Origin of the sequence: Zobellia laminariae, assembly GCF_030553095.1 — a bacterium.
GTDB classification, from domain to species: Bacteria; Bacteroidota; Bacteroidia; order Flavobacteriales; family Flavobacteriaceae; genus Zobellia; species Zobellia laminariae.
Map to the genome: position 1 here is coordinate 35,839 of NZ_CP130738.1, position 26,013 is coordinate 61,851.

The 26,013-nt window shown below is 36.8% G+C and carries 20 protein-coding genes and 3 pseudogenes; 9 read left to right on the forward strand and 14 right to left on the reverse strand.

From position 1 onward, the window contains the following. Positions 1–52 precede the first annotated feature (52 nt). Entirely contained in the window at positions 53–1,120 is a 1,068-nt protein-coding gene (locus Q5W13_RS00185) for a lactonase family protein (protein WP_304444923.1), read from the forward strand. A gap of 89 nt (positions 1,121–1,209) precedes the next feature. Here the strand turns inward: Q5W13_RS00185 and Q5W13_RS00190 are convergent, their stop codons facing one another. From Q5W13_RS00190 to Q5W13_RS00220, 6 genes and pseudogenes are all read right to left on the reverse strand, one after another. Further along, the gene (locus Q5W13_RS00190; RefSeq protein ID WP_155597009.1) at positions 1,210–1,626 is read right to left on the reverse strand and encodes a GreA/GreB family elongation factor; all 417 of its coding nucleotides are present in this window, start codon (positions 1,624–1,626) and stop codon (positions 1,210–1,212) included. Between the two features lie 11 nt (positions 1,627–1,637). Then, positions 1,638–2,929: pseudogene (locus tag Q5W13_RS00195) on the reverse strand (Glu/Leu/Phe/Val family dehydrogenase). Positions 2,930–3,253: 324 nt separating this feature from the next. Further along, positions 3,254–3,619, reverse strand: coding sequence for a hypothetical protein (locus Q5W13_RS00200; protein ID WP_237332330.1), 366 nt, complete (start codon positions 3,617–3,619; stop codon positions 3,254–3,256). 29 nt (positions 3,620–3,648) lie between these two features. Beyond that, on the reverse strand, positions 3,649–4,059 hold the full coding sequence (locus Q5W13_RS00205; RefSeq protein WP_155597011.1) for a GreA/GreB family elongation factor: 411 nt from the start codon (positions 4,057–4,059) through the stop codon (positions 3,649–3,651). A 192-nt stretch (positions 4,060–4,251) separates the two neighbouring features. Further along, positions 4,252–5,577: pseudogene (locus Q5W13_RS24460) on the reverse strand (sigma-54-dependent transcriptional regulator). Next, positions 5,577–6,665 (reverse strand): sensor histidine kinase, encoded by a 1,089-nt coding sequence (locus Q5W13_RS00220; protein WP_304444924.1) that lies wholly within the window; start codon positions 6,663–6,665, stop codon positions 5,577–5,579. Before Q5W13_RS00220 ends, Q5W13_RS24460 begins: the two are co-directional and overlap by 1 nt. A gap of 428 nt (positions 6,666–7,093) precedes the next feature. Between Q5W13_RS00220 and Q5W13_RS00225 the strand changes: the two genes are divergently transcribed. From Q5W13_RS00225 to Q5W13_RS00260, 8 genes are all read left to right on the forward strand, one after another. Then, positions 7,094–9,751 (forward strand): PAS domain-containing sensor histidine kinase, encoded by a 2,658-nt coding sequence (locus Q5W13_RS00225; protein WP_304444925.1) that lies wholly within the window; start codon positions 7,094–7,096, stop codon positions 9,749–9,751. 4 nt (positions 9,752–9,755) lie between these two features. After that, the gene (locus Q5W13_RS00230; protein WP_304444926.1) at positions 9,756–10,154 is read left to right on the forward strand and encodes a response regulator; all 399 of its coding nucleotides are present in this window, start codon (positions 9,756–9,758) and stop codon (positions 10,152–10,154) included. A gap of 563 nt (positions 10,155–10,717) precedes the next feature. Then, a complete protein-coding gene (locus tag Q5W13_RS00235) occupies positions 10,718–10,936 on the forward strand; it encodes a hypothetical protein (protein WP_304444927.1) in 219 nt (72 codons plus the stop codon). Then, positions 10,914–11,297, forward strand: a complete 384-nt coding sequence (locus Q5W13_RS00240; protein WP_304444928.1) for a carboxypeptidase-like regulatory domain-containing protein — start codon at positions 10,914–10,916, stop codon at positions 11,295–11,297. Before Q5W13_RS00235 ends, Q5W13_RS00240 begins: the two co-directional genes overlap by 23 nt. 54 nt (positions 11,298–11,351) lie before the next feature. Further along, the gene (locus tag Q5W13_RS00245) at positions 11,352–11,969 is read left to right on the forward strand and encodes a TonB-dependent receptor plug domain-containing protein (protein ID WP_304446578.1); all 618 of its coding nucleotides are present in this window, start codon (positions 11,352–11,354) and stop codon (positions 11,967–11,969) included. A gap of 354 nt (positions 11,970–12,323) precedes the next feature. Next, positions 12,324–13,091 (forward strand): SusC/RagA family TonB-linked outer membrane protein, encoded by a 768-nt coding sequence (locus tag Q5W13_RS00250; protein WP_368662385.1) that lies wholly within the window; start codon positions 12,324–12,326, stop codon positions 13,089–13,091. A 68-nt stretch (positions 13,092–13,159) separates the two neighbouring features. Continuing rightward, positions 13,160–13,957, forward strand: coding sequence for a SusC/RagA family TonB-linked outer membrane protein (locus tag Q5W13_RS00255; RefSeq protein WP_304444929.1), 798 nt, complete (start codon positions 13,160–13,162; stop codon positions 13,955–13,957). Positions 13,958–13,970: 13 nt separating this feature from the next. Next, entirely contained in the window at positions 13,971–15,722 is a 1,752-nt protein-coding gene (locus tag Q5W13_RS00260) for a RagB/SusD family nutrient uptake outer membrane protein (protein WP_304444930.1), read from the forward strand. 351 nt (positions 15,723–16,073) lie between these two features. On the opposite strand, the gene Q5W13_RS00265 is transcribed toward Q5W13_RS00260, so the two are convergent. From Q5W13_RS00265 to Q5W13_RS00300, 8 genes and pseudogenes are all read right to left on the reverse strand, one after another. After that, on the reverse strand, positions 16,074–17,681 hold the full coding sequence (locus Q5W13_RS00265; protein ID WP_304444931.1) for a sulfatase family protein: 1,608 nt from the start codon (positions 17,679–17,681) through the stop codon (positions 16,074–16,076). Between the two features lie 31 nt (positions 17,682–17,712). Next, the gene (locus tag Q5W13_RS00270) at positions 17,713–19,581 is read right to left on the reverse strand and encodes a sulfatase family protein (RefSeq protein WP_304444932.1); all 1,869 of its coding nucleotides are present in this window, start codon (positions 19,579–19,581) and stop codon (positions 17,713–17,715) included. A 332-nt stretch (positions 19,582–19,913) separates the two neighbouring features. After that, positions 19,914–20,204: a chaperone modulator CbpM gene (locus Q5W13_RS00275; protein WP_155597022.1), complete on the reverse strand. Its 291-nt coding sequence runs from the start codon at positions 20,202–20,204 to the stop codon at positions 19,914–19,916. 4 nt (positions 20,205–20,208) lie between these two features. Then, positions 20,209–21,109, reverse strand: a pseudogene (locus Q5W13_RS00280) (DnaJ C-terminal domain-containing protein). A 259-nt stretch (positions 21,110–21,368) separates the two neighbouring features. Next, on the reverse strand, positions 21,369–22,418 hold the full coding sequence (locus Q5W13_RS00285; protein WP_304444933.1) for a family 16 glycosylhydrolase: 1,050 nt from the start codon (positions 22,416–22,418) through the stop codon (positions 21,369–21,371). A gap of 93 nt (positions 22,419–22,511) precedes the next feature. Then, the gene (locus Q5W13_RS00290) at positions 22,512–23,456 is read right to left on the reverse strand and encodes a carbohydrate binding domain-containing protein (protein ID WP_304444934.1); all 945 of its coding nucleotides are present in this window, start codon (positions 23,454–23,456) and stop codon (positions 22,512–22,514) included. Further along, the gene (locus Q5W13_RS00295) at positions 23,449–24,126 is read right to left on the reverse strand and encodes a hypothetical protein (RefSeq protein WP_304444935.1); all 678 of its coding nucleotides are present in this window, start codon (positions 24,124–24,126) and stop codon (positions 23,449–23,451) included. Before Q5W13_RS00295 ends, Q5W13_RS00290 begins: the two co-directional genes overlap by 8 nt. 65 nt (positions 24,127–24,191) lie before the next feature. Further along, complete coding sequence (locus Q5W13_RS00300; RefSeq protein ID WP_304444936.1) at positions 24,192–25,958, reverse strand: RagB/SusD family nutrient uptake outer membrane protein; 1,767 nt, start codon at positions 25,956–25,958, stop codon at positions 24,192–24,194. Positions 25,959–26,013 lie beyond the last annotated feature (55 nt).

The following is a 26,013-nucleotide window of genomic DNA, read 5'->3' on the forward strand; positions in this document are numbered from 1 at the left end:
TATCCTCGCAACGGTAGTCATATCATGCAAGAACGAACCTAAAAAAACTACTATGAAAGAGGTTGAACAGGAGGTTAAAAAACCGAATTTAAAACTATTGGTAGGTACTCACGCAAGTGGAGATGAGCAAGGTATTTATCAACTGGACTTTAATCCTGAGACGGGAGAAATGACAAACTCAGAGCATTTAGTAAAAGAAGATAATTCTGGTTACCTCTATCTTTCAAAAGACGGTAAAAAGGTGTATTCTTCTAACGGAACAAAACCAGGTAGTGTATCTGCATTTGAGTGGGATAATGAAGGTGTTAAGTTAAATAAAATTGCTAATGTATCTAGTGAAGGCGATGGTGCTTGCTATATTGAACTAAGTTCGAATGAGGACCTTCTTGCTGCTGCTAATTACGGCTCAGGCGGTATAGTACTATATAAAGTAGATGAAAACGGAAAAATTACGGGTGAGCCAGAAGCTCGCCAACACATAGGTAAAGGGCCGCATGACAATCAAAAGTCTCCCCATGCACATTGCGTGAAATTTAGTAAGGCTGGAGATTTTCTTTATGCCGTAGATTTAGGAATAGATAAAGTATTGGCTTACCCAATTAATAGTGACGGTACCTTAGGAAAAGAACATACCGCTTTACAATTAGATCCAGGCGATGGGCCTCGTCATCTTATTTTTCACCCTACAAAAAACAGGGTCTTCATAATCAATGAATTGTATAGCTCTGTGGTCTCAGCAGATATGGATACTAAAACGGGGATATTTACTAAAATTGATAAAAAAAGCACACTTCCAGAAGAATATGATGGACCAAATGCATGTGCAGATATTCACTTAAGTAATGACGCTAAATTTCTATATGCCAGTAATCGCGGGCATAATAGTGTTGCCGTTTTTTCCGTTTCGGATGATGGCCAAATGAATTTATTGGATACAGAATCCGTTCAAGGAGATTGGCCAAGAAACTTCACCTTATCACCGGATAATAATTTTCTGTTAGTAGCGAATAGAAAGTCTAACAATATTGCAGTATTTAAGAGAGATACTGCCACTGGTCTTTTGTCATTTACAGGTAACGAAGTGAAGCTACCACAGCCAGTTTGCCTAAAATTTAGATAGCTTGTCTCCCCTTTTAGGTTTTAGCAAAGTAAAAAAATTGCCATTAATTTACTTACCAAAAGGAGAGCACCAATTAGCTACCTTTAATATTATAAACTATTTATATTAATGTATTTGTGTTCTTGTTCTACAAGTTCTATAAGCATACGCTGCTCGCCAGCAGGAAAATCCCATATTAACGCATCGCCTTGTGCATAACCAATTACAGCTGCACCCATTGGCGTTAAAATTGATATTCTACCATTGTTTACATCACTCTCTGTTGGAACGACCAGCTTAAACTTCTTTTGCCATCCATTTTCTGAGACAATAGTAATGGTAGAATTAAAGCGGATAACATCTTCGGGCATTTCTGCCTCATCATATATTTGTGCCGACTCTAGCTCACCCACTAATTTCTCTACCGATTTACGCAAAGTTTCATCTTTGTAATAGCCCGAAAGGTTCATGAACCTTTTCAACAGTACATATTCTTTCTTTTCTATAACCAAGCCACCGTATTTCATCTCACTTTTATTTATGGAAAAATTCCTCTTTGAACATAAGTTTCCTCAAGCCTTTCTATTGCTATGATAAACGCTGCTGTACGCATATCAATACCTCTTTGTGCTGAAGTTTCCATTACCTTAGTAAAAGATTCTTTTAATTTTTTCTCCAGTTTCTCTAATACTTCGTCCATTTGCCAGATTTCACCGTTTCGGTTCTGAAGCCATTCAAAATAACTTCCTATTACCCCACCAGAATTACAAAGAATGTCCGGTAAAATGGTAACTCCTTTTTTCAGTAAAATCTCTTCTGCCTCAACATCGGTAGGTCCGTTTGCACCTTCTGCAATTAGATACGCCTTTATTTTCGGGGCATTAGCAGCAGTAATTACATTTCCTAATGCGGCTGGGATACAGATATCGCAATCCAAACCAAAGAAGTTTGCCTTGTCTAAAGTTTCTGCTCCTGCAAAGCCCATGATACTGCCTTTATTTGCTTTAGTATATGCCAATAAATCGTCTACAGAAATACCTTCTTCGTTAATTATACTTCCGTAAGCATCTTGAACTGCAATCATTGAAGCTCCTTCTTTTTCAAGAAAATAAGCCGCCCAATATCCTACATTACCAAAACCTTGAACAGTAAAACGTTTGTCTTTCAAGTCAATTTTCTTGTGTTCTGCCCAAAATTTAATATTGAGAAAAACGCCATAACCGGTAGCTCTATCTCTACCTTGAGAACCTCCGGCACCAATTGGCTTACCGGTAACAACGTGCATGTTCGTAGACCTTTCTGCAGGCGATTTTGTAGACATATACGTGTCTAAAATCCATGCCATAGTCTGTGGGTTGGTATTTACATCTGGAGCAGGAATATCTAATTCCGGTCCAATGTTATCCCCCAATGCATACGTAAACCTTCTAGTAATACGCTCTAGTTCTGCATTAGAGTATTTGGTAGGATCCAATTGAATACCCCCCTTTGCACCTCCGTACGGTAATCCCGCCAAAGAAGTTTTTGGGTCATCCACATAGCCAAGGCACGTGCGGCATCTATATCTACCGTTGGGTGATAACGTAAACCACCTTTGTACGGTCCAAGAGCATTATTATGCTGTACCCTATAGCCTGTAAACATTTCAACCTCGCCATTATCCATTCTTACAGGAAAATGAACGACAAGTTCATTATTGGTTACTTCTAATATCTTTCTGATATTAGAGTTTAATCCAATGATGTCCGCGGCATTATCAAATTGTCGCATGACGTTTGAGAGCATACCTTGCTTAATAGCTTTTTTATGCTCAGGAGTTTTTACTATCATAAAACTATACTTAAAATAAGACCTTTGCGGCCTTTCGATTTCTAATGATTCGTTTCGGTTGCGGTTTTCTCCGTACCGAACGAGTGTTATCTATTGGCCCTTTTTCAAAAAGATGAATATATTCACTACAAGAGCTAATAGTATTTTTATTTGTAGTGATTACACAATGCGTAATGTACCTACACGTACTGCAAATACTTCTGTTATACCCATTCATTTTATAATTTGATTAAAATTTTAAGTATAAAATCTACCCGATATTCCTGAGAATTCAACAAAACTCAGGTGCGGACAATCGGGTAGATCTTCATAACCACTATCAAACTAATTCATTAATAATTCACCTGCCGCAAGTGCATTGTTTATATCTGCGGTAACGACCGGGTGGCTTCCAAAGAAACGACCACCGTCTTTACGCTTTATTTTAATTTTGGTAGAACCGTCCTTGTTCGTTTCTATTGCGGTTACCACAACTCTATCTCCTTTTAGTCCTTTATAATTTGCCAAACCACCTCGTTTTATAATAAAATTGGCCCTCGGAAAATTTATATGTTTATAATCCATGCGCTTAGATGTACCTATTTCAAGTACATCACCAATCTGAACGTTTGACGTGTTAGTTTTTACCTCTTCTTGTGCCTGTAATAAACTTGCCGAAAACAATAAGGCAAATGCAAATTTCTTCATCATCTATTTTATGTTTAAGTTAAAAAATGGTTTTACACTTCTACTTTTTCCAGCTTTAGATTACCCACTTTACATATTTTTAAAGAAACACTATCTGCTGGAGGTCCGTAGTTTATGATATCATCCTGTGATTTACCAATAACCAAAGAACCCATAGTGCTTGTAACGGATACCTTTCCGTTCTTGGGGTCATTATTTAGAGGAGAAACTAATTGAAAAGTATACTCGAATTTTGAAATACTAGAAACGGTAACCATTGAATTAAAACCAATGATATCATCTGGCATATCTTCCTCTTCAAAAATTAATGCCGTTTTTAAATTATCCTCTAAAGTGTCTAAAGCATCTTTATGTGAATAATCTTCTATATAGAGATTTTGCTTCAGGTATTTTTTTAAAACCCTATAATCCTTCCTCTCCAAAACTAGACTACCATACTTCATACGCTTTACTTTTCAATTATATCATCTCTAACTGACGACTCATCAAAAGGCAAAATATATGCCTAGCAGAAGAAAAAAAACGAACACAAATACAACACGCTGATTATCAGCGTATAAATAAAACATATATTTTTTAAGAGGAAATCTGAAGTGGGGAAAATTTACCCGATTGAGTACATTCTCCCCATATAATTATTTAAGTTTTTCCCGTAAGGTCTTACGGTCTATTTGAAGAATTTCGGCCGCTTTTGTTTTGTTGCCTTGGGTATGAAGAAGTACGCGCTGCACGTACTCTTTTTCCATTTCCCGTAAAGGTTTAAAGTCGTTTTCAGGAAAGTCTATTTGGAATTTTAAAGCTTCAGGAAGGTCTTTAATATTAATAATGCCATCAGACATAATTACAGCACGTTGCACCACATTTTCTAGTTCTCTAATGTTACCGGGCCAGTTGTATCGTTTTAGAACGGTTAAGGCATCTGGGGAGATTTTCAGCAATCGGTCTTTATACTCCACTCCGTATTTCAGTATAAACTTATCCACCAATAATGGAATATCTGTTTTACGGTCTCGTAAAGGAGGTACTTCTATTTCTACAACGGTAAGGCGGTAATACAAGTCTTCCCTGAACCGATTTTCCTTTATATCGGTCAGTAAATCTGCATTTGTAGCGGCTATGATACGGATATCTACTTTTTCACTTTTTTATGGCACCTACTTTGGTGATTTCGCGCTCCTGTAAAGCTCTTAATAATTTAGTCTGAACCGTTAGAGGTGCTGCTCCTATTTCGTCTAAAAAAGCGTCCCACCTTCTGCAGCCTGAAAAAATCCTGTTCGGTTTTCATTAGCTCCTGTAAATGCCCCTTTCACGTAACCAAAAAGTTCTGCTTCCAACAAATTTTCTGGGATTGCCGCACAATTGACCGCCACAAAAGGCGCGCGAGAAAACTTCCCGGAATAATGGATAGCCCGTGCTACAAGCTCTTTTCCTGTACCACTTTCTCCTTTTACCAAAACGGTGGCCTTATTATCCTTGACCCTTTCAATAACATCGGTAATTTTATGAAAGGCTTCTGATTCGCCTATCATTTCATTATGACCCGATTTATTTGCTGTACCTGTTTTAGACTTCACAGCTTTCCTGCTTTTGCCATGCTCAAAAGCTTTGTGTACTGCTTGTTTCAACTCTTCTTTTGTAAAAGGCTTGGTCAAATAATCTGTAGCTCCGGATTTAATCACTTCCAAAGCACCATCTACAGAAGGGTAACCGGTAATAACGAGTTTGGGGATTTCCGGATAATGCTCATCTGTGAATTTTAGTAATTGTAACCCGTCTACCTCAGGCATTTGAATATCGGTTATCAGCAAATCAATAAACGTATCCTTAAGAACATAGAGCGCCTCTTTTACAGACACCGCTTTGTAGGTATGATAATCCATGGATTGCAAATGGCGCTGTAAAAGCTCCAGAATATTTAGATCATCATCTACCAGTAAAATGTTCTCTTTTTTAAGCATAATTATAATTTAGGAAAATCTAGAATGAAAATAGTTCCTTTTGGTTTATTCGGTTTATGCTCTATGGTTCCTTTATGGCTACTAATAATACCATGAACGACACTTAGACCAAGTCCCGAACCTTCACCCAAAGGTTTGGTAGTAAAAAACGGTTCAAAAATTTTATCCTCAATTTTTGGGTCTATTCCCGTTCCTTCATCGGAAATACATATTTGAATTTTTTTTCCTTTCTCAGAAATAGAAACACCAACTGTGCCCTTATTTGGAGAATAATAAATTGCGTTCATTACCAAATTAAAAAGTACTTGGGTAAACTGAACTTTATCTGCCCGTAGCCGAATGTCATCCGAACCAAACTTTTTAGTTAGTTTAAGATTCTTTGGGCGCAGTGAAGGCGTTAGTAATTTAAGCGTACTTTCTATAATAGGGTTTAGTTCTACCGGCTGCATTTCCTGCGGCATTTCACAAGCAAAAAACATTAATTTTTTTACTATCTCCCTGCTAAATATGGTATTCTCTACAATTTTATCCAAATCGCGTAATGCTCCTGCATCTCCCACCCTTTCTTTCAAAAGCTCCGTAAAGCCCAAAATATTGGCCAATGGCGTATTAAGTTCGTGAGCTATTCCCGCTGTAATTTCACCTAAAATATGGAGACGGTCCGTACGCTCCATTTGGCGTTTTACCTTTGCCTCGCTTTCCCTTACCTGCTTTCTTTCTAGTAGATTTCCTATAGCTATGGCTACATTGTTCAAAAGGTCTTTCTCCTCTGCAAGAAAATCCGCATAAAAATATCTATCTTCTGGATATCCTACCTTAACAATACCACTAACCTTGTTGAATACTTTTATATCTGTATGCATTATGGTCATACTATCCCTATAACCTTCGGTTTCAATGGTGTACTCTCCTAAATTTAAATATACCTCGGCAACGGCATCAAACTGCCATGCATTTTTTAAGCAATATGCAATTGCTTCTAGGGAGATTTCCAACTGGTCAAAATCTGAATTTGCTATAATTGACGTTACCTCATAGAGACAAGTCAATTCTTTAATCCGTTCTCTTAATTTATCTTTAACCGTAGCCATGTGCAAGATATAAGTCTATTTACAAAGATGATATTTATAAGATACTTCTGCATCTTTTTTAGAAAATCTTGTGATTTTGAAAGGTATACTTTTCATCTAGAATTCTTTTCAATTTACTTTTTCTAAATGTGCTCGGGGAGATATAAATTTACTTAGGATTTTAAGCCCGAAGAAACGATTTTATTCTAGCTCAAAAAACGTATAAATCCCAAAGAGGTATAGAAAAAATTGCAATAATAATGATTACAAATTATGGTATTTGGTAGACAAAAATAAAAACCTCTTTGGCATTACCTGTTGCTTTTGAAGTATATAACATCTAAGACGAATAATACTAAAATAAAAATCCTATAAATATAGAATAAAACTTACATTTAATAGCTAAATTATCACTAACTTGAAAGTATATTCCTATAAAATTGCAAGATTTGGAGAAAACTACCAAAAAATCGAAATCTAAAATACCATACCACAAAATCTTTATTGAACAGGCACCGACAGCTATTGCTATGTTCGACAAAAACATGTGCTATATAGCCGCTTCTAATTGTTGGATAAAAGACTACAAACTACAGGGCATAGAAATCATTGGTCATTGCCATTATGATATTTTCCCAGAAATAACTCAAGGTTCAAAAGAACTTCACCAAGAATGTATAGACAAAGGAATTGATGTTTTTGATGAAATTCCTTTTACCTATAAAGATGGTACTGTAAAATTACTCTCTTGGAATATTCACGCTTGGTATGTTGGTAAAAATGAAATTGGAGGACTTTTTATTCATACCATAGATATTACTCCTAACAAAGAATATGAGTTAAAAAAGGCTAGAACCAAAGAAATTTTTGAGCAGACAAAAGAGACCGCAAAAATAGGCACTTGGGAAGAAAACCTTAGTACACAAAAAGTATATTGGAGTACCATGGTGAAGAAAATTTATGAGGTTTCAGATAATTATATCCCAACCTTAAATAATACATTAAATTTCTATGAGACAGATCAAAGTCTCCCACAGGTATTGTTTATAATTAATGAGGCTCTTGATAAAGGGTCTTCTTTTGATTATGAAGCTGAAATAATTACTGCAAAACATAACCGCAAATGGATTCGTGTTATGGGAAAACCAGAAATAATTGACGGTAAAGTAACCCGGATATTTGGTATCATCCAAGATATTAGCGCTGCTAAATCTGCCAGAACTCAACTAAGTCAAGCCCATGCCCAGCTAAAAGCCATATATAACTCAGAGTCAATTTCTATTTTCTCTACAGATAGTGCTGGTTATATAAATCATTTTAATAAAGGAGCAGAAAAACTGCTAGGGTATTCTGCCTCCGAAATGGAGCACAAAGAAAGTCCCATGGCCTTTCTGCCAATGGATGAAGTAAATAAATTTAGGCGAGACATTGCTCTACAATACGGAAAGAATCCTGATAATTTTAGCCACTATAAAGATTTACCTGTTGAAAATGTAAACGATACCAGAGAATGGACCTACATCCGCAAGAACGGCTCAACAGTAACTGTGCAATGTACGGTATCATCAGTAAAAGATGATTTAGGAAAAAATATTGGGTTTATAGTTGTTTCTACAGATATATCTGAATTAAAAAAGTACCAGAACGAACTTATCGCAAAAAATGAGTTGTTGAATTTCGCTGAGCAAATAACTTTAATGGGGCATTGGCGACGCAATTTTAATACCGGCCAAGGGTATTGGTCTAAGAGTCTCCATGAAATTTTTGAAAGTCAAGGAGATGGCTCTGATTTTAGCCAAGATAAGTTTGAAGCACTCGTCCACCCAGATGATAAGCAAATGATATTAGATCATATGCGAGAAACTATCCAATCCAAAACTTTTAGAAGTTTTACCCATAAAATTGTAACTCCTTCCGGAAGAGTTAAAACAATTCATGTAATGGGTAAGGTCGTTACTAATGAAAAAGGAGAAATTACGGAGATAATAGGTACAACACAAGACATTACGGAACTGAAAATGGCCGAAAAAAAATTAAAAGGTCTTCTAGAATCCGCTCCAGATGCTATCATGATAATTAATGAACAAGGTACCATCCAAATTATTAATAAACAGACGGAAACCTTATTCCAATGTTCTCCAGAAGAATTATTAAAAGAATTTATAGAAGATTTCATTCCTAACATATTACCTTTTATTAAGGCCGCTAAATTCTCCAATTCTAATAATACAAGACAGATTGGTGTTGTAGAAGAACTTGTTGGTTTACGTAAAAACGGAGAAGAAGTACCTATTTCAATAAATATGGGACCTGTAGAATGGGAAGGTGAGCTAGTAATATCACTGGCTATCCGAGATATTACTAAACAGAAGTCTGCAGAACGTAAGATTATTAAGGCCAAAGAAAACTTAGAAGTCTTAGCTCATAAATTAACTGAACAGAACAGACAGTTAGCAGATTTCACGCATATAACCTCTCATAACTTACGTTCACCAGTAAGTAACCTTAATTCTCTTTTAGACATTTATAAAACCACAGATGATGAAGTCCTAAAGGAAAGTTTGTTTGGAAAATTTGAAACGGTAATAAATCAACTCACCTTAACACTAAATACGCTAATTGAAGCGTTAAAAACAAAAGGTCCTCATACAGATGAAGATGTTGAAGAAATTGAGTTTGAAGATGTCTTAAGTATAACCAAGGATTTGCTGGCCGGTGAAATACTAAAATCCGGTGCTTCTATTACCTCTGACTTCTCTAAATGCTCAAAAATTAAGTATCATAAAATATATTTAGAAAGTATTTTCTTGAATCTGATTAGTAATAGTATGAAGTACCGATCAAAAAGTCGCAAACCAGAAATAGAAATTAAAGCAACAGATCTAAATGGTAATATAAAGTTAGAATTCAGGGATAATGGTTTAGGCATAGATTTAGAACAACATGGCCATAAATTGTTTGGTTTAAATAAGGTCTTCCACAGACACCCAGATGCCAAGGGTGTTGGTTTATTCCTTACCAAATCTCAAATAGAGTCTATGGGAGGCACAATTAGTGCTTCCAGCAAAGTAGACGTTGGCACCACTTTTACTATAAATTTTAATTGAACAAATGAAAAGTACCCCTAAAATCTGTATTATAGATGATGATTATATCTATCGTTATACAGTGGTAAAAAAAATAGAAACCATGCATTTAGAAGCAAATACCATGGATTTTGAAGATGGAGAAGTGGCGTTGGCCTTTATATTAAAAAATCTTAACATTGACTCAGAATTACCCGATGTTATTTTTCTAGATATTGATATGCCTATTATGGATGGTTTTCAATTCATGAAAGAATTTTCCAAAATTGAAAGTCAGCTAAGTAAGAAAATAAATATCTATATGATTTCTTCTTCTTTAGATCCTATAGATATTGAAAGAGCTAAAAAAATTCATTCTATCTCTGACTACTTTGTAAAGCCCATAAAAGCCGAACAGCTTCAATCTGTATTTTCATTATTATAAATAAATGATTATCAGTTAATTAACTATTAATAGTGTTTTTACTTTTATCAAAGTTGATAAAAAATGATTGCCTTTTTCAATCAATAGGCTATTTCTACCCCTAATAGTACTTCTTACATTACGGATACTTGTCCGGTTTTATAATTTTCCATTAGATTCTTCCAAAAGAGTGATTACTTCTCCAGTATTTCATCTGCTTTGAGAGGATATGCTACTAATATTCTTCAAAAAAGTGAATTCGAAATTAGCATAAACTCAATTTAGGCACAATTTATCCACGAAAACCTTAAAAATGGTAAAATAGTGCAATCCCTAGTTAAATTTCGCAAATATCTTCCTTCGTTTTTGTGGTTCATTTGTAAAAATTAAATGAGCATTATCAATTTAACAAACCAATCCAACTCCTTATGACCCAATTACTCAACCCTTAAAAACTAAAATATAACTGACAAAAAAAAAAGGAAAGTGCGCTAACACTCCCCTTTTAGAAATTCATGCTATGCATGAAGTAAAGTAATACCCCATTGACTCTGGGGCATATTAACTCTAACTAATTCAAATTTATGAAAATCAAATGGTTTACTGATGCAGGTTGCCCGGGCAACTCCATCAAGAGATTACTCGCATTAAAGTTCGCGATAATCTTAACGATAACGATTCCCTTCCAATCACACGCGTCTTCAGATTTAACGGAATCATCTTTAGAAAACGACCTCACCTCCAACCCAATTCAACAAACCGTAACAGGTACGGTATCGGATGCAACGGGTCCATTGCCTTAAAGGTGTAACCATTCTAGTTAAAGGAACTACCAATGGTACTTCAACAGATTTTGATGGTAATTACAGTATTAATATTGATGATGACCAAACTACACTTGTATATTCCTATATAGGGTATTCATCAAAAGAAGTTCAAGTGGATGGTAAATCGGAAATCAACGTTACCTTAGAAGAGGATGCTGCATTATTAGACGAAGTAGTTGTTTTAGGGTATTCTACTAAGAAAAAAGGAGAAGTAACTGGATCAGTAAGTACTATTAATAGCAAGGCTATTGAGCAATCATCAAGTAAGGATGTTGCCAAATCATTAGCAGGTAGAGCTTCAGGTCTAATTATTAGTGACCGTGGTGGTGTACCATAAGGTGCAGGTAATGGTGGGGGTGGCGATACAGATGATGATGCTACCACTATTTTAATTAGAGGTAAATCTACTTTAGGAAATAATACTCCACTAATCTTAATTGACGGGGTTCCTTCAGATTCGTTCTCTCAATTGGCACCACAAGATATTGCATCACTTACTGTACTTAAAGATGGCGCTGCCGCAATTTATGGCTCTAGAGCAGCGAACGGAGTTATTCTGGTAACTACAAAAAGAGGTGAATCCGGCAAGCCTAAAATCAATTTCTCTCATGCGTATAACGTTTCATCTTTTACCAAACGGCCAGAATTGATGGATGTAAACCAGTTTGCAACCTATGAGAATGAAATAAATGCAAGAGTTAATGGTGCAGATGCCGACCCATTATTTACACCTCAGGATATTGCAGGTTTTCCAAATACTGATTGGGCCGATGAGGTATTAGCAAAGACTTCTCCTGAATCTAGAACATCTCTTTCTGTTTCTGGAGGTAGCGAAAAAGCTAAGTATTTCGTTAGTGGTGATTTTATAGACCAAAAAGGTTTATATAAATCAGGTTCTTTAGGTTTTAAGCAATATCAACTTCGCTCTAATATTGATGTCAATTTAACTGATAGCTTCAAATTAGGAGTAGATTTAGCTACGCGTTTTGGTAAAAGGACTGCGCCATAAGGTGTTAATGCCAATAATATTTATAAACTAATTTTTGGCCTCCCGCCAAATGAAATTGCACGATATCCAAATGGTCTTCCTGCACGAGGAGGCGATGAAGGAAATCCTATTTTAACCTCTAGTAATGCCTCTGGGTTTGATGATATCTTTACAAATACCACTACAGGTCGTTTTACAGTAGATTGGAAGCTGAGCAAGATATTAAAAGGGTTAAGTATAAAAGGATTTACAGGGTTTAGAAAAATAGAGACCAATAGAAAAACTTGGTATTCTCCTTGGACATTTTACGCACAAGGGGATGATGGAGCTTTTGAGCCAAGAATTGGATCTAATCAGCAAGGAACAGAACGTATCTTGACCGAGAGATTTGATAAATTTGATGAACAAATCTATAATGCACGTTTACATTACGATAACACGTTTGGCGACCACTCCATAAGTACCTTCGTAGGAATGGAAAGGCTAAATAATGATTCAAATAATTTCTTTGCATCAAAAGTTGGTGGATTTCCTGATGCTAGCAGAGGAGAATTGTTTCAAGGTAACAATGATGATAGACAGGCCTCGGGTGGAACTAGCTCTGAATTTAAAAGACAAGATTTCTTTGGATCTCTATCGTATGATTTTAAGAAAAAATATTTTATTGACTTTACAATGCGATACGATGGATCCAGTAGATTTGGTGAAGGCAATCGTTATGGGACATTTCCAAGTGCTGCGGTCTCGTGGGCAATTGATAAAGAGAGTTTCTTAGAGAACGTTAGTTGGATCGACGGTTTAAAACTAAGGGCTTCTTGGTCAGAAATGGGTAACGATCGTATTGGCGCTAACCAATTCCTTTCCTTATTTGATCTTGGAACAAATACGGGTAACACAAATAATCCATTAGGCACAAGATTTCCAAATTATTATGTATTAGGAGAAGGTGGTGAAAATTTTTCCAACACCTATAATCTTGCTAGGCTAGCAAATACCGACGTAACTTGGGAAACGGCTAAGCTATGGAACATTGGTTTGAACTTTACCTTGTTTGATAGTAAATTATCAGGTGATTTCAACTATTACGAACAAGATAGATCAGATATTTTAGTGAATAGATCAGGGGCTATTCCTATTTTATAGGATTACAGAATAGTCAAATTCCGGCTGAAAACATAGGTGAGACCAGAAGTTGGGGTTACGAATTTGAATTGGCTTGGAATGATCAAGTAAACGATAACTTCTCCTATAATTTAGGAATGAATTTTACAAATGCTCGTAACGAAGTGATTTCATTACCTGAGGGAGAAAATATCCTAGATTCCCAAAAGCAAGCTGGTAAACCAATAGACTCCTATAATAACGTCTTCCCGACTAATGGAATCTTTAAAGACCAAGCTCAGGTTGATGCCACTGCTATTAAAAGAGAGGGCACTGTACCGGGAGAACCAATTTACGTAGACGTAAATGATGATGGTGTAGTTGATGGAAATGATTTTATCAGAACATCAACTTCAAACATTCCACAAGTACAATACGGTATATATGGGGGCTTCAATTACAAAGCCTTTGGTTTCAATTTCTTGTTACAAGGGCAAGCTGAAGCAGAAACGTTGGTATTCTTTGATCAATCAGGTGCAAAACCAGAATTTGTATTCAATGAAAGATGGACACCAAACAACACAAACTCAATCTACCCAAGAGCGTTTGCGCAAGGAGATGCTATAAGTGGAGGGCAAATAGACGGAACTGATGGTTTTGCTGACATTTACTATTTTGACGCCTCTTTTGTACGCCTTAAAGAAGTGGAACTTTCGTACACTTTAAAAAGCGATGTTATCAAATTTGCTGACATTCGTCTGTTTGCCAGAGGATTTAACCTAGCCACTTTCTTCTCAGATATTTGGGATTTGGGCCTTGACCCTGAAGCTACGGGGTATAACAATTTTAGAGGAGCACAGTATACCCCCCTAAAAACATATACTTTGGGTGTTAATTTTAGTTTCTAAAAAAAAAAAAAATATGAAAAATAATATAGTAATAAAAAGAATAAGCATTACAATGCTGATGGCGTTCTTTATAACCTTTAGCAGTTGTGAAGAAAGCTTGGATATAGACGTAAGGGACTCTTTTGCCAGTGATTTGGTATTGAGTACACCAGAACAAGTTGAATTGTTATTACTTACAACTTATAACAGTACTGAGTCATTTGGGGTTGGCTCCCAATTTTGGGCTCGTTACATGAATGTTGAGATAGCATCCCTTGAAGCTAGAATGAATTTCAACGCAGCAACACAAGCCTTAGACATCTTTGGAGTTCTTAGAGGGTGGTCTTCTCAAAATGTAGGACAGTTAGGTCAAAAATGGCAAGACCTTTATACCTATGTAAGACAAGCCAATGTATTTTTAGAATTAGTTGAAGGTAGTGAGGCTCAAGTAAATAATCCCGATGAAATAGAAGCCTTAAAGGCAGAAATGCGTTTTTTAAGAGCTAATCAGTATTCGAAATTACTGAAGTTCTTTGGAGGGGTACCATTATTAACTTCGGCAACAACGCTAGATGATGACTTTAATATTCCGCGTAATAGTTATCAGGAGGTCGTAGATTTTATAGTTAGTGAAATAGATGAAATCGCGCCACTTTTACCTGTAACTAGAGAAAGTGGAGAATTTGGCAGAGCTACAAGATTGGCTGCGTTGGCCCTGAAATCTAGAACTTTGTTATATGCAGCGAGTGATTTGCACGACCCATCTATGGCTCCGCAATCATCTAATTTAGAATTGTACACCTATAACAAGGCCAACAAATGGCAAGATGCCGCAGATGCTGCTAAAGCGGTCATTGATTTGGTAGGGGATAGAGATTTGATAAGTACTCCAAATGCTAAGGCTTACCAAGAACTATTTTTATCAGCAAATCAAGATATCTTATTCGCAAGACCTTTTGGCGGTACTGTTTTTGGGTTCGGTACAGATGTTACGACACAGCCAGACAATGCGCAGTCGCCTAGAGGTTTTGATGGATGGGGTCTTTCAACACCATTGCACAACTATACTATGATCTACAATATGGAAGATGGTAATACTACTGAAAGTCCTTCTTTTGATGCTGCCAACCCTTACGAGAACCGCGAAATGCGTTTTTATGCCAACATCAATTATCAAGGGGCGGTTTTTAGAGGAAGACCTATTGATTATTCTATTTCTGTAGATAACACTGTGGTTCCAGATGGTTTGGATTCTTTTTCGCAAGACCAACAAACTTTAGGGAATTTTAGACATGGTTCTACAACGGGTTATGCAATGCGTAAATTTCAAAATGAGGCATTGGGTACAGACGTAAAACAAGCAAGTCCTGGAAGACCTTATATCATCTATCGACTTGCGGAAATTTATTTAAATTATGCAGAGGCTTCGTATAGGGCTGGAGATGAAGAGACGGCAAGAAGGTATGTAAGTAGAGTTTCAGAAAGAGCTTTACAACCTGCCATTACCGCAAGCGGTCCAGAACTTTTAGAGGCAATTAAAAGAGAGAGAAGGGTTGAGCTTGCTTTCGAAGGTCATAACTTCTTTGACGAAAGACGTTGGTTAAATGAAGATAATCTTGGTTTTGACGTCAAAGGTTTGCGCTGGTCAAAAGACTTGAACGAAAATGTTTCTTTTGAAGAATTTACTATTGAAACAAGACCTTTTGATCAAAAGCAGTACTACTTGCCAATACCGCAATCGGAAATAAATATAACTGAAGCGCTGATTCAAAATGAAGGGTATTAATTACATACCAAATGAGGTGAATAAAGACAAAAGCCGGAGCATGTTTCCGGCTTTTAAATCAATTAGTATGTTAGTACCACTATAAAAAAAGAATGGAGCTGAAAAAGCCCTTTCTGTTGTTTAAAAATAGGGGGTACTTAAGAGAGCCTATTAAAAAGAGTTGTTTGTTGAGTTAGTTTGTTACCAGAGGGTGTAAAAGCTCTCTGGTTTTTTTATACTTAAAAAAAGCTAACAGCTCTAAAGACAAAAAAGGAACAACCCGTGTGCAGAGTTGTTCCTTTTTATATTTACCAATTGCTATAAAGGTTGTCTTATAGTTACTTTGTTCTTTCCTGAACAGAAATCGTAATTTTAATTCTTATGAATGTTGTTATTTTTTCTTGTTTTTCCTTCTTGCTCAAGAAGCTGAGCATAGTTGAGTTTACGATACTGTTTCTTCTGGCTCTCGGAAGCTTTTCTATCAAATAAAACAGTGTATTTTTCATAATCGTTGGCTTTCATTCCGTCTTTTACTAAACGCTTATAGCGTTCATCATAAAGCTTGCGCATATTGGCGAGTTCCGACTTGTAACCTTCATCCTTTGCTAGGTTATGCATTTCAAGTTTATCTTTTGATATATGAAACAGTTCCTCTGTGGGCTGCATACGATCATCTGTATATTGCCAATAGATATATTTATAATCTTCAGTTACCACGGATAAGGCCTGTATTTCATCATTGCCCCACATATTGGTCAATGCTATATGGTCTCTTTTAATACCGGATTCCTTTTCTATTAAAGGAATTAGGTTTTCGCCATCCATATTTTTAGGGATGTCCATACCGGCATAGGTTAGGATAGTTGGAGCCATATCTATATTAGCCGTTATAGTCTTCCGTTTTACACCCCGTTGCTTTTTGGGAGCTCTTGGGTCGTAAATAATAAATGGAGATCTGGAAGCTTCCTCATACGGAAGTACTTTCCCCCCAAGATTATGAGCTCCACAGCTATAGCCGTTATCACCAGTAAAAATGATGATGGTGTTTTTATCCATTCCGTGTTCCACTAACGATTCGCGAATCATTCCAATAGCATAATCTACGCCATGAATTAGCTGATTGTAAGCTCTAATTGCCTCTTGATAAGATGCTTCCGATTCTCTCCAGAAATCATATGAATTATATTGACGTCCAGATTTTGCCTGAGGTGACAAATGCGTAGCATTTTCTGTCCCGTAGTTATCGGGCTTTTTGTACGTCTGCCCAGCATATACATCATCAAAGAAAGGGTCTGGTGTAAAAGGTAAATGAGGAGCTTTAAAACTAATGGACATACAGAAAGGTTTACCTGAATTTTTTGCTTCTTTTATAAAATCTCCTGCCCAAGCACCATATGCTCGTGTACTATGTGGATATTCTTTTGCGTACTCCGCAATAGTTGGATTTTTTGCCGTCTCATATATAGTCTGCCCAGGTCCTCCGCCCCATTTGTCGAAATAGCCTACCGGTAATCCATCTTCAATTTTATCCGATGCTTCTCCCTCTAGAACAAAACCTACTTTACCCGCAAAACCTGTAAAATAACCAGCGTTTTGCAATAGTACTGGATACGTGTTTTCGAACTTTTCTACGGCAAAATCGCCGTGCATGAAGTTACATCCTGTTTTATATTCATACATCCCCGTTAAAATGTTGGCCCTACTAGCCATACAGATAGAAGTGGTGTTATAGTGATTAAGAAAGAGAACACCATCCTTTGCCAGTTGATCCATATTTGGCGTTTTCACTTGGTCGTTTCCATAACATCCCGTGGCTACACTAGTCTGATCATCGGAAAGTAGAAATATAATGTTTGGACGATCTGTCTTTGCTGTTGATTTCTCATTCTCCTGAGCCATTGACATTGGCCCAGTAACTACAAAAGCAAATACCATAAAATGGTATACACCTGCTTTACTGATGAATTTTAAATTAAGCATTTTGTATTGTTTGAAAAAGATGAATTAATTCCTAGTTTGTTTGAGCACTTAGAAATTGGGTACGGCTCAATACTTCTGATTTTTCTCCCAAAAAACCCGGGTTAATTCTATCCTGATCAATAGTGAATTTGTATCCGTAAGCATGCGAATTTAAAAGCACAACGGAGTTCAAAATCAATAATGCTTCAGTTTCACTTTTGGCAGAATAAAAAGCTTCTAACATAACCGGAGCTGGGTCTGCTACTTTGGTAATTCCTAAAAATTCTGCAGCTCTTACCCTATTAATTCCCTGCACATCATTCTGTGCTATTTTTTTGATTGCCGGAGTTAGCGCTTTTACCTCATCACCAAAACTACTGCATACAATTAGCGACCAGTAGCGTTGCCATGGATCCGAAGATTGTAATAGCTCTTTTAATTGGGTTTGTACCGCCGTAGCATCATGCAACATTAGATTGGCCGTTGTTATATAATCTTGAATATCACCTTTGTGATTCCTTCCAAACTTTACAGGATTATCAAAAGCATTTTCTACCAAATAGAATTCGGGATAAAAAGAAAGGTCGGGCATACCACTAATCCAATCATTTAAAAGACCGCGCATCTCTTTTAGGGTAGTTCCAAACTTAGAATCAATGGCCAAATTTGTGGTTTCATATGGGTCATTTTCCACATCGAACAACATTTCCGGTGCACGTGATTTGAAAAAAGCGGACTGTACTTCATTCAACTTACCTTCTTGGTACATTTCCTCCCATTCTCCGTAGGCAGCCTGTTTGTAACGATATTCATTCATCAACCCATCAAAATTGAAAGGATTAAAATTTCTAATGTACTTGTACTTTCCTTTACGTACGGAACGCACCATATCATACTTCTCATCAAACCGATCAGCATAACCATAGGTTACATTTTCTTCACTTAACTTCTCCGCATCAACTCCCTTACCCAAAAAGGATTTTCCGTCTATTTGCTCAGGTATTTCTATTCCAGCCAAGTTCAATACTGTTGGGGCCAAATCTATAAAACTAACAAAGCGATCTGTTTGACTTCCTCTCTTTAGATCCACCATATCTCTGTAATTCTCAGGAATCCTAACAACCATAGGCACATGAAGTCCTGTTTCATACAAATATCCTTTACTACCAGGCAATACACCTCCATGATCTCCGTAATAGAAGATAAATGTATTCTCTAATTGACCATCTGCTTCAAGCGCTTTTACGACCTCACCCAATTGACCATCCATTTCTACAATTTTATCACGATAACGGGCATTGGTGTACCGAAAGAGCTTTGTATTTGGGTGGTTAGGTTGTACCGTATAATCGTCAGCATTTGCTGTTGTGGGAGCATCTTCTACATCACTTTCAGGAAAATGAACTCTAGATTCATGTGTAGTTCCTATGTTATGAACATAGAAAAATGGCTGGTCTGGCTGTCGGTTTTTCCAAGTTCCTTTTGATGAGGATTCGTCCCAAGCATTATCGCTTTTAATAAAATTATAATCCTCTTTACTATTGTTAACCGTGTAATAACCAGCTTCCCGCAAATATGCCGGAAACATTTGTAAAGAGTCTGGCATAGGCACTAATTTTGAACGCCTGTGAAACTGAGAACCAGTTCGTGGTGCATAGCAGCCAGATATAATGGTGGATCGCGCCACGCTACAAACTGGTGCATTGGAAAATGCTCTGTTGAATTGTACCCCTTCTTTTGCCAAAGCTTCAATATTTGGCGTTTCAATTCCGTTTTTATCAAATAGTTGTAGGTAGTGCTTTGAGTTATCTTCCGAAACAATCCAAACAATATTTGGAGGAGAATGATTTACTTTATTTTGTCCTTTACAGGATAAACACAACATTAGGATGAATACAGTAACTAGGGATTTGAATTCCATAAAACATAAGTTATTTTGATTTGAATCAAATTAGAAAGTTCTTTTGATTCAAGCTTCAAAAATGTAATATATCTTTTGAATTCTTTGCTACTATGGGCTTAAATTGTAGAACAAAAGTCTTTTGTATAGCAATTGTTTTGTTTTTAAAGCCTATTTATTTTCTCGTTATGAATAATTTCTAAAAAAACAATAGGCAAATAGTAGTGGAATCGAAAACTTGAAGTACACGTTTTCTTCTTTTTTCCTTAACTATTGAAAAGTAAACTCTCCTTTCAAAATTGATAAATTGGTCTGTTTTGAAAAATTTAAAGCATAAAAAGTTAAACTAAAACCTACTCATACAAACTCAGCTTATTTTTGAGCCTTCTCATCTCCTCATTTGCTTCTTCTATCCGTTCCAACAGACGTGTAATGACCTCAACACCTTCTAAATTGATATTTAAATCTGTGTGTAGCCTCAGTGCTTTTTCGGCCATAGGAAGTTCCTCCATAGGTATATATGAACTATCACTACGTTTTATGATGCTCACAAGACCAAATTCGTTCAACTGATTTATAACCGTTGTAGAAATACTATGGCCTATACAAAATTCGGTTACCGATACATATTCTTGTTGTTGCATAATCTTAGTTTTTAAGGGATGCTAATTGTTTGAATAGTTCTTTCTCTTTATCGGATAGATTGGTAGGGGTTTGAACGTTATAAGTGATGTAAAGGTCTCCGAACTGGCCTTCCTTTTTATAAATAGGAAACCCTTTACCTTTTAATTTTACCTTGGTTCCACTTTGGGTTTCTGGTTTAACTTTAAGTTTTGCTTTACCATCAAAAGTATCAACGGTAATTTCACCTCCCAAAACTGCAGTGTACAAATCTACATCAACATCCTTATACAGATTGTTTCCGTCTCTTTTAAAAGGTGTGTTGTTATCTATTATGAACTTTAAATATAGGTCGCCTTTTGGACCATTATTTCTCTATGGTCCACCATGACCTTGGTATTTTTATAGTCTGCCCATTTTCAATCCCTGCCGGTATAGTAAGTCTAATATTCTTGCCATTAACGGTTAAGGTTTGTTTTTGGGTCGTAAAGGCATCGCGCAAGTTTAAGCGTAACTGCGCATTAAGGTCTTGCCCTCTAAACCTAGTCTGCTGCCCTCCTCGTTGCGAAAAACCGCCGCCTCCACCGCCGCCAAACATAGATTCAAAGAAATCGGAAAAATCACCACCTCCAAAATCTTGACCGTATTGCTGACCGCCACCTCGTGCGCCTTGTTGTGCTTTTGCTTTCTCAAATTGCTCGGCATGCATCCAGTCTTTTCCGTACTGGTCGTATTTTTTTCGATTTTCTACATTCCCTAAAACCTCATTGGCTTCATTTATCTCTTTAAATTTCTTCTCGGCAGTTGCATCGTTTGGGTTTACATCAGGATGATACTTTCGTGCCATTTTCCTATATGCTTTTTTAATGTCCTTTTCACTAGCCTTTTTAGGCACGCCCAAAACCTTATAATAATCTACATAATCCATCTTAGTGTCAATTTAAAGAGTGACGCTTATCACACCATGAAATTAACTAAAAATCCCCTCTAGGTCAAGCCTTTTGAAGATTGTTTTTATGAGAGAAAAATATAAATAAGAACACATGATTTTGGTCATTTATCAGAAAATAAAATATAAAAAAACCATAGGATTGTAGTTTAAAAAAGAGGGAACTACCTATGGTTTATATATCCAAATCTATCAAAGACCCAATTACAACTGTTGTAAGAGCAAAATAAGACAGCTCTTACTTTGCCACCGGTTTATAAATTCTAATCCAATCTACTTTAAACGTGTTGTTATCTAAATTCTCTAACTCACCATCAGTTGGGGTAACCGTTTGAGATTGTAAACCTGAGGCTGGTGTAGATCGCCATGTTTGATCTTCCGTATTGATAATAATATCCATTTCTTTACTTAGACCTGTTCGGGTATCTACTTCTGTGTTTCCGGGGTCTGTTGTATTTGTAAAGTGTTTAGGGTCTATCATATCCTTACCTGAAACGGTGCGCACTAATACCCCATCTATGTAATACTCTAAATGCCATGGATTTTTCCAATAGACACCATAGGTATGAAAGTCCTTATTCCATACGGTACCGTCTTCAAATAAGGTTCCTGCATCTTTTGGTTGATAATCTTGAAAAGGTTCCCTAATAAATACATGATGACTAATATGTATTTTTTTTGAAAAATAAGACTGTTCTTTCTGGGCACTTTCTGAATAGTCTGCCCCATAGGCTTCTAGAATATCTATCTCCTGCGTATCATCTGCACTCAGCAACCACACATCTGAAGCCAGAGTTGAGTTCATAACCTTTGCACGTGCTTCTATGTAAACAGGATAAACTACTCGCGTTTTTGATGTAATACAACCCATATTGATTTTCTCTGAACCAGGTTTGCGTGTTGCCCACATTTGTAACTGTCCGTTTGTTACATGAGAACGTTCTCTTTTCCATTCCGTTAGGCCCGGTCCACTCCATTGGTTATGATAAAAATCATCCCATTTTTCAAGAAACTGATTTCCTTTATTATCAGCAGGAGCATCATACTCAAAATCATCGGAAATTTTCTGAAACTCCCATGTCATATCCGCCCCGGCATCTGCAGGTACGGGAATATCTTTCCAACCAACTTCTTCGGATATTTCTAGAACCGTCTCTGGTTCTTTTTCTGCTTCTTCTATTTGATTTTGCTCAACAGGTAATTCAGATGAATTATCAAATTTTGAACTGGTTCCACAACTATATGCTAAGGCGCAACAAAATGCCAATTTTAGCGGATTTAAGTTCATGTTTTTAAATGTTTTATATCTATAAATTAATTCTAATAAAAAGGGAGAATCTCTCAATTCTCCCTTCAACTCAAACAAACAACATTGTGGGGATTATGGTCGTTCTTCTTTTTCTATAATTGAGAAGTTATCATAGTAGACAGTCATGTCTGTAGTCTTCTCTGCATTCGGTAAAATTCTTAAATAGAACTGAGATAATGGTGTAGTACTCTGATAATCAACGGTATATGTTTTCCACTCCCCTAATGGATGTGCAAAATTATTCCAAAACTGAAAACCCCAATTTTGCAATAAGAAAAGGCCAGTACTTGAAGTCCCGTCCCCTCCAACAGCATCGGGCGCAATGTACATATCATAGGAAACGATATAAGTTACACCTTCTTCAAAAATAATAGGATTCGTAAATGCCGCACCTGCTTCTGCATTATCTTGACCTGCCTCAATTTTTAGTTTTAAGCTATACTCGCCTGTGGCAGCTTGCTCCGTAGAATATTCAGCAGTTCCTTTATTACTCCAGAAAGGAGCCCAACTATCTGCACCTGTTTCCAAACCGGCAATATCTGCTGGTAACAAATTAACGGAACTCATTAGTACAGGTTCATCTGCAAATGGTAATGCCTCTCTAGTATCCGATGATTCTATACCACCGCCTGAATAAGAAACGGTAATAACATCTGGGCGATATATGGGAGCCGCTAACTTAATATCCATTTTTGTAGCATCATCTGCATTAACTGCTACGGAAGCAATTTCAAAAGCTTCTCCGTTTACCATAACAGTAAAGAACTCTTCTTGGCCACCAAACGGCGCAAATTCACCATTAAATGGAACCTGAATAGTTTCATCTTCTAGTTCCTTAACTTCTCCTGTAAGTTCAAAAGGTTTGGAAGAAGGTATAACCTTGATTGGGGCATTCACTACATAGGTTGCAAAATCTCCAGGAATGTTCTGCCCTGTACGAGATAGATTCATAGTTGCTCTAAAGCTTCCCAATTTATTGAAGGCAATGTTAGCAATTTCATCGCCGCTACTACCCACAACAGGATTCTCTACAACTTCCTCTCCATGGTTTTAACGCTTTTCTTATACTCCAAGTACGACCGGTAGGCTCTCCTACAGTAGAGAGATCCGTAAATTCCATTGTATTTCCTGCTTCAATATAAATGGTATCTCTAGCTTCATGGTTTACAACCTTATCGCCATTTCTTACCTTTATTACTGGTACAAGTTTAGGATATACCTTAACCATAAAAGTGGTATCAATAACAAATAGGTCCCCCTTTTTTGTAGCGGCCATCTCATAATCTACATTATCACGATTACCCTTAAAAACTACCATTTCATTAAAGGTGTTGTATAACCTAACTTTTTTCATTCCCGAGGTTTGAAAAAGTACATGTACTGTCTTTTCAAACGAGGTTGTGGTTCTAGGTTCTATAATAAACGGGTCTAAGATAGAATCTGTTCTATCTATTGGTCCTTCAAGAAAGACATCCGTTTTTTCAATTCTCCATGAATGAGCCTCCGCACCTTGAGATAAATCGGTAAAGGACAAATACTCATTTAAATTTACCTGAAGGTCGTTTGCCGTACCCTTACTTGTATAAAAACCTACATCCGAAAAAGGAAAAGGAGCCTCATATTCGTTATCGTCGCATCCCACGAAGAGGATGGCCAAAACGGCTAATATTCTTATTGCGTTTTTCATTTTGTGCTTTTTTAATTTCTTGTTTTTCGCATTGTTCATTGATTTAACCATAGCATCCGTCAATTCTAATTATTCAATTGAGGGTTAGATATGATTTCTGAATTTGGTAAAGGCCAATACGCATGTAGTGATGAATTATAATTCAAAGCAGCCTGTTGAAATTCATTCCAATTTTCATCAATATCCGGATCACCTACTGGTAATTCCTTTACAATGGATGCCCATCTAGTAACTTCCTTGCCATCCTCATCCAAGAGCGGGTAATGATCCGCCGCATAACGTCTTTTGGCCAATTCTTGAAAACGTTCTGCTTTTATGCCCCATCTTCTAAGATCAATATTTCTATTACCGTCACCTTCTGCAGAAAGCTCCAAAGGCAACTCTTTATACATAAGATGCTCCATTAGGCTTTGCGCATCGTAAGTAACATTGTCATGATCATTTGTTGGAAACTCTCCAGTTCCCGCCAAGCCCAACAATTGAACTCCTGATCTTCTACGTACTTTGTTGATATAGGTAAGTGCTTCATCTACATTGCCCAATTTTATCTGAGCTTCTGCATATTGCAAATAGATTTCTGCTAAACGAATTAAACGCTCATTAACGCCTGATCTTACCTTACCCGGTGAAAGCTCTTCCTCTGATCTAGTAATATCCCAGTTGGTGTGCTTTCTCCAAAATGCGGTCATTTTTACATTAAAATTTGAGGCTTGTCCTGTTTTGTCTCTCAGGTAATACCCCATATCCGTATCGTCAACCAAAGCAACGGACCAAGATGTTCTTAAACTAAACTTTCTAAAGCCTTCATTGCCCTCTTCATCAATAACCTTATTTCTAGGGTCGGAGAAATCTAAAGGATCATTCCTATATTCTAATATTAACCAGTTGGCTACAACAGCTCCGAACCATGTTCCAGCACCTCCTGTAAATTGTCTGACATATGCTGAATTTGAAACATCTCTACCATCCCAAGGCCCTAGCTCATTTTTAAAATCTAAGGAGTACCCAACTTCTAAGATAGATTCTTCGTTAAACTCATCCATGGTAGTAAAGTTGCTACCAATATTAGGGGTCAAAGAATATCCAAAATTGTCAATCACATTTTTAAAATGCGTAGAAGCGGTTTCATAATCACCTTCATAAAGATATGATTGGCCTAAAACGGCTACAGCAGCACCCGCAGTTACACGGCCCTTTTCTTTGTCCTCCCATGAAGTAGGTAAATTTTCTGCAGCAAATTTTAAATCTTCTAAATAAAATTTCTTTACATCTTCAGCTGATGACACCGCTTGGTAAAATTCACTTTCTTCTATTGGTACAAAATCATAAATTGGTACAGCTCCCCCATTAAAAGAGTTATATAGGTTAAAGTACAAGTAGCCACGTAAAAACCGCGCTTGCGCAAGGATAACCAACCCATCTTCTTTCTCCTTTTCCGTAGTATAGGTTTCTGCCAACACAGCAGCCGCCTCAATAACTTGATTTGCCCTAAAAATAGCGGTGTAGTTTGCACTCCACTTGTTATTAGGTACAGCAGAGGCGTCATTAAAAACCTGTAAGTAATACTCGTTTGTATTATTTGGTCGCTGATAACCACTTGACCAGGCTAAGTCAGTTCTAGCAAGTTCGCCAACTAAATTTATAGTATTTGAATTCGCGAAACCCTTATAACTCGCGACTAAGCCTTGTTCTAAATCTCCATTGTCTTTCCAAAACGTTTCTGTAGAAATCTGATTTGGATTGGTCTGTTCCAGAAAATCATCTGAACAGCCCAAAATTGCTAACATGGGCACTAGTATAAAAAGTAACCGTTTTGTTATCGTTGTTTTCATAACTATCATTTTTTCATTTTTTTTGTCGGAATTGCTCTTCTTCATCTCAAATCTC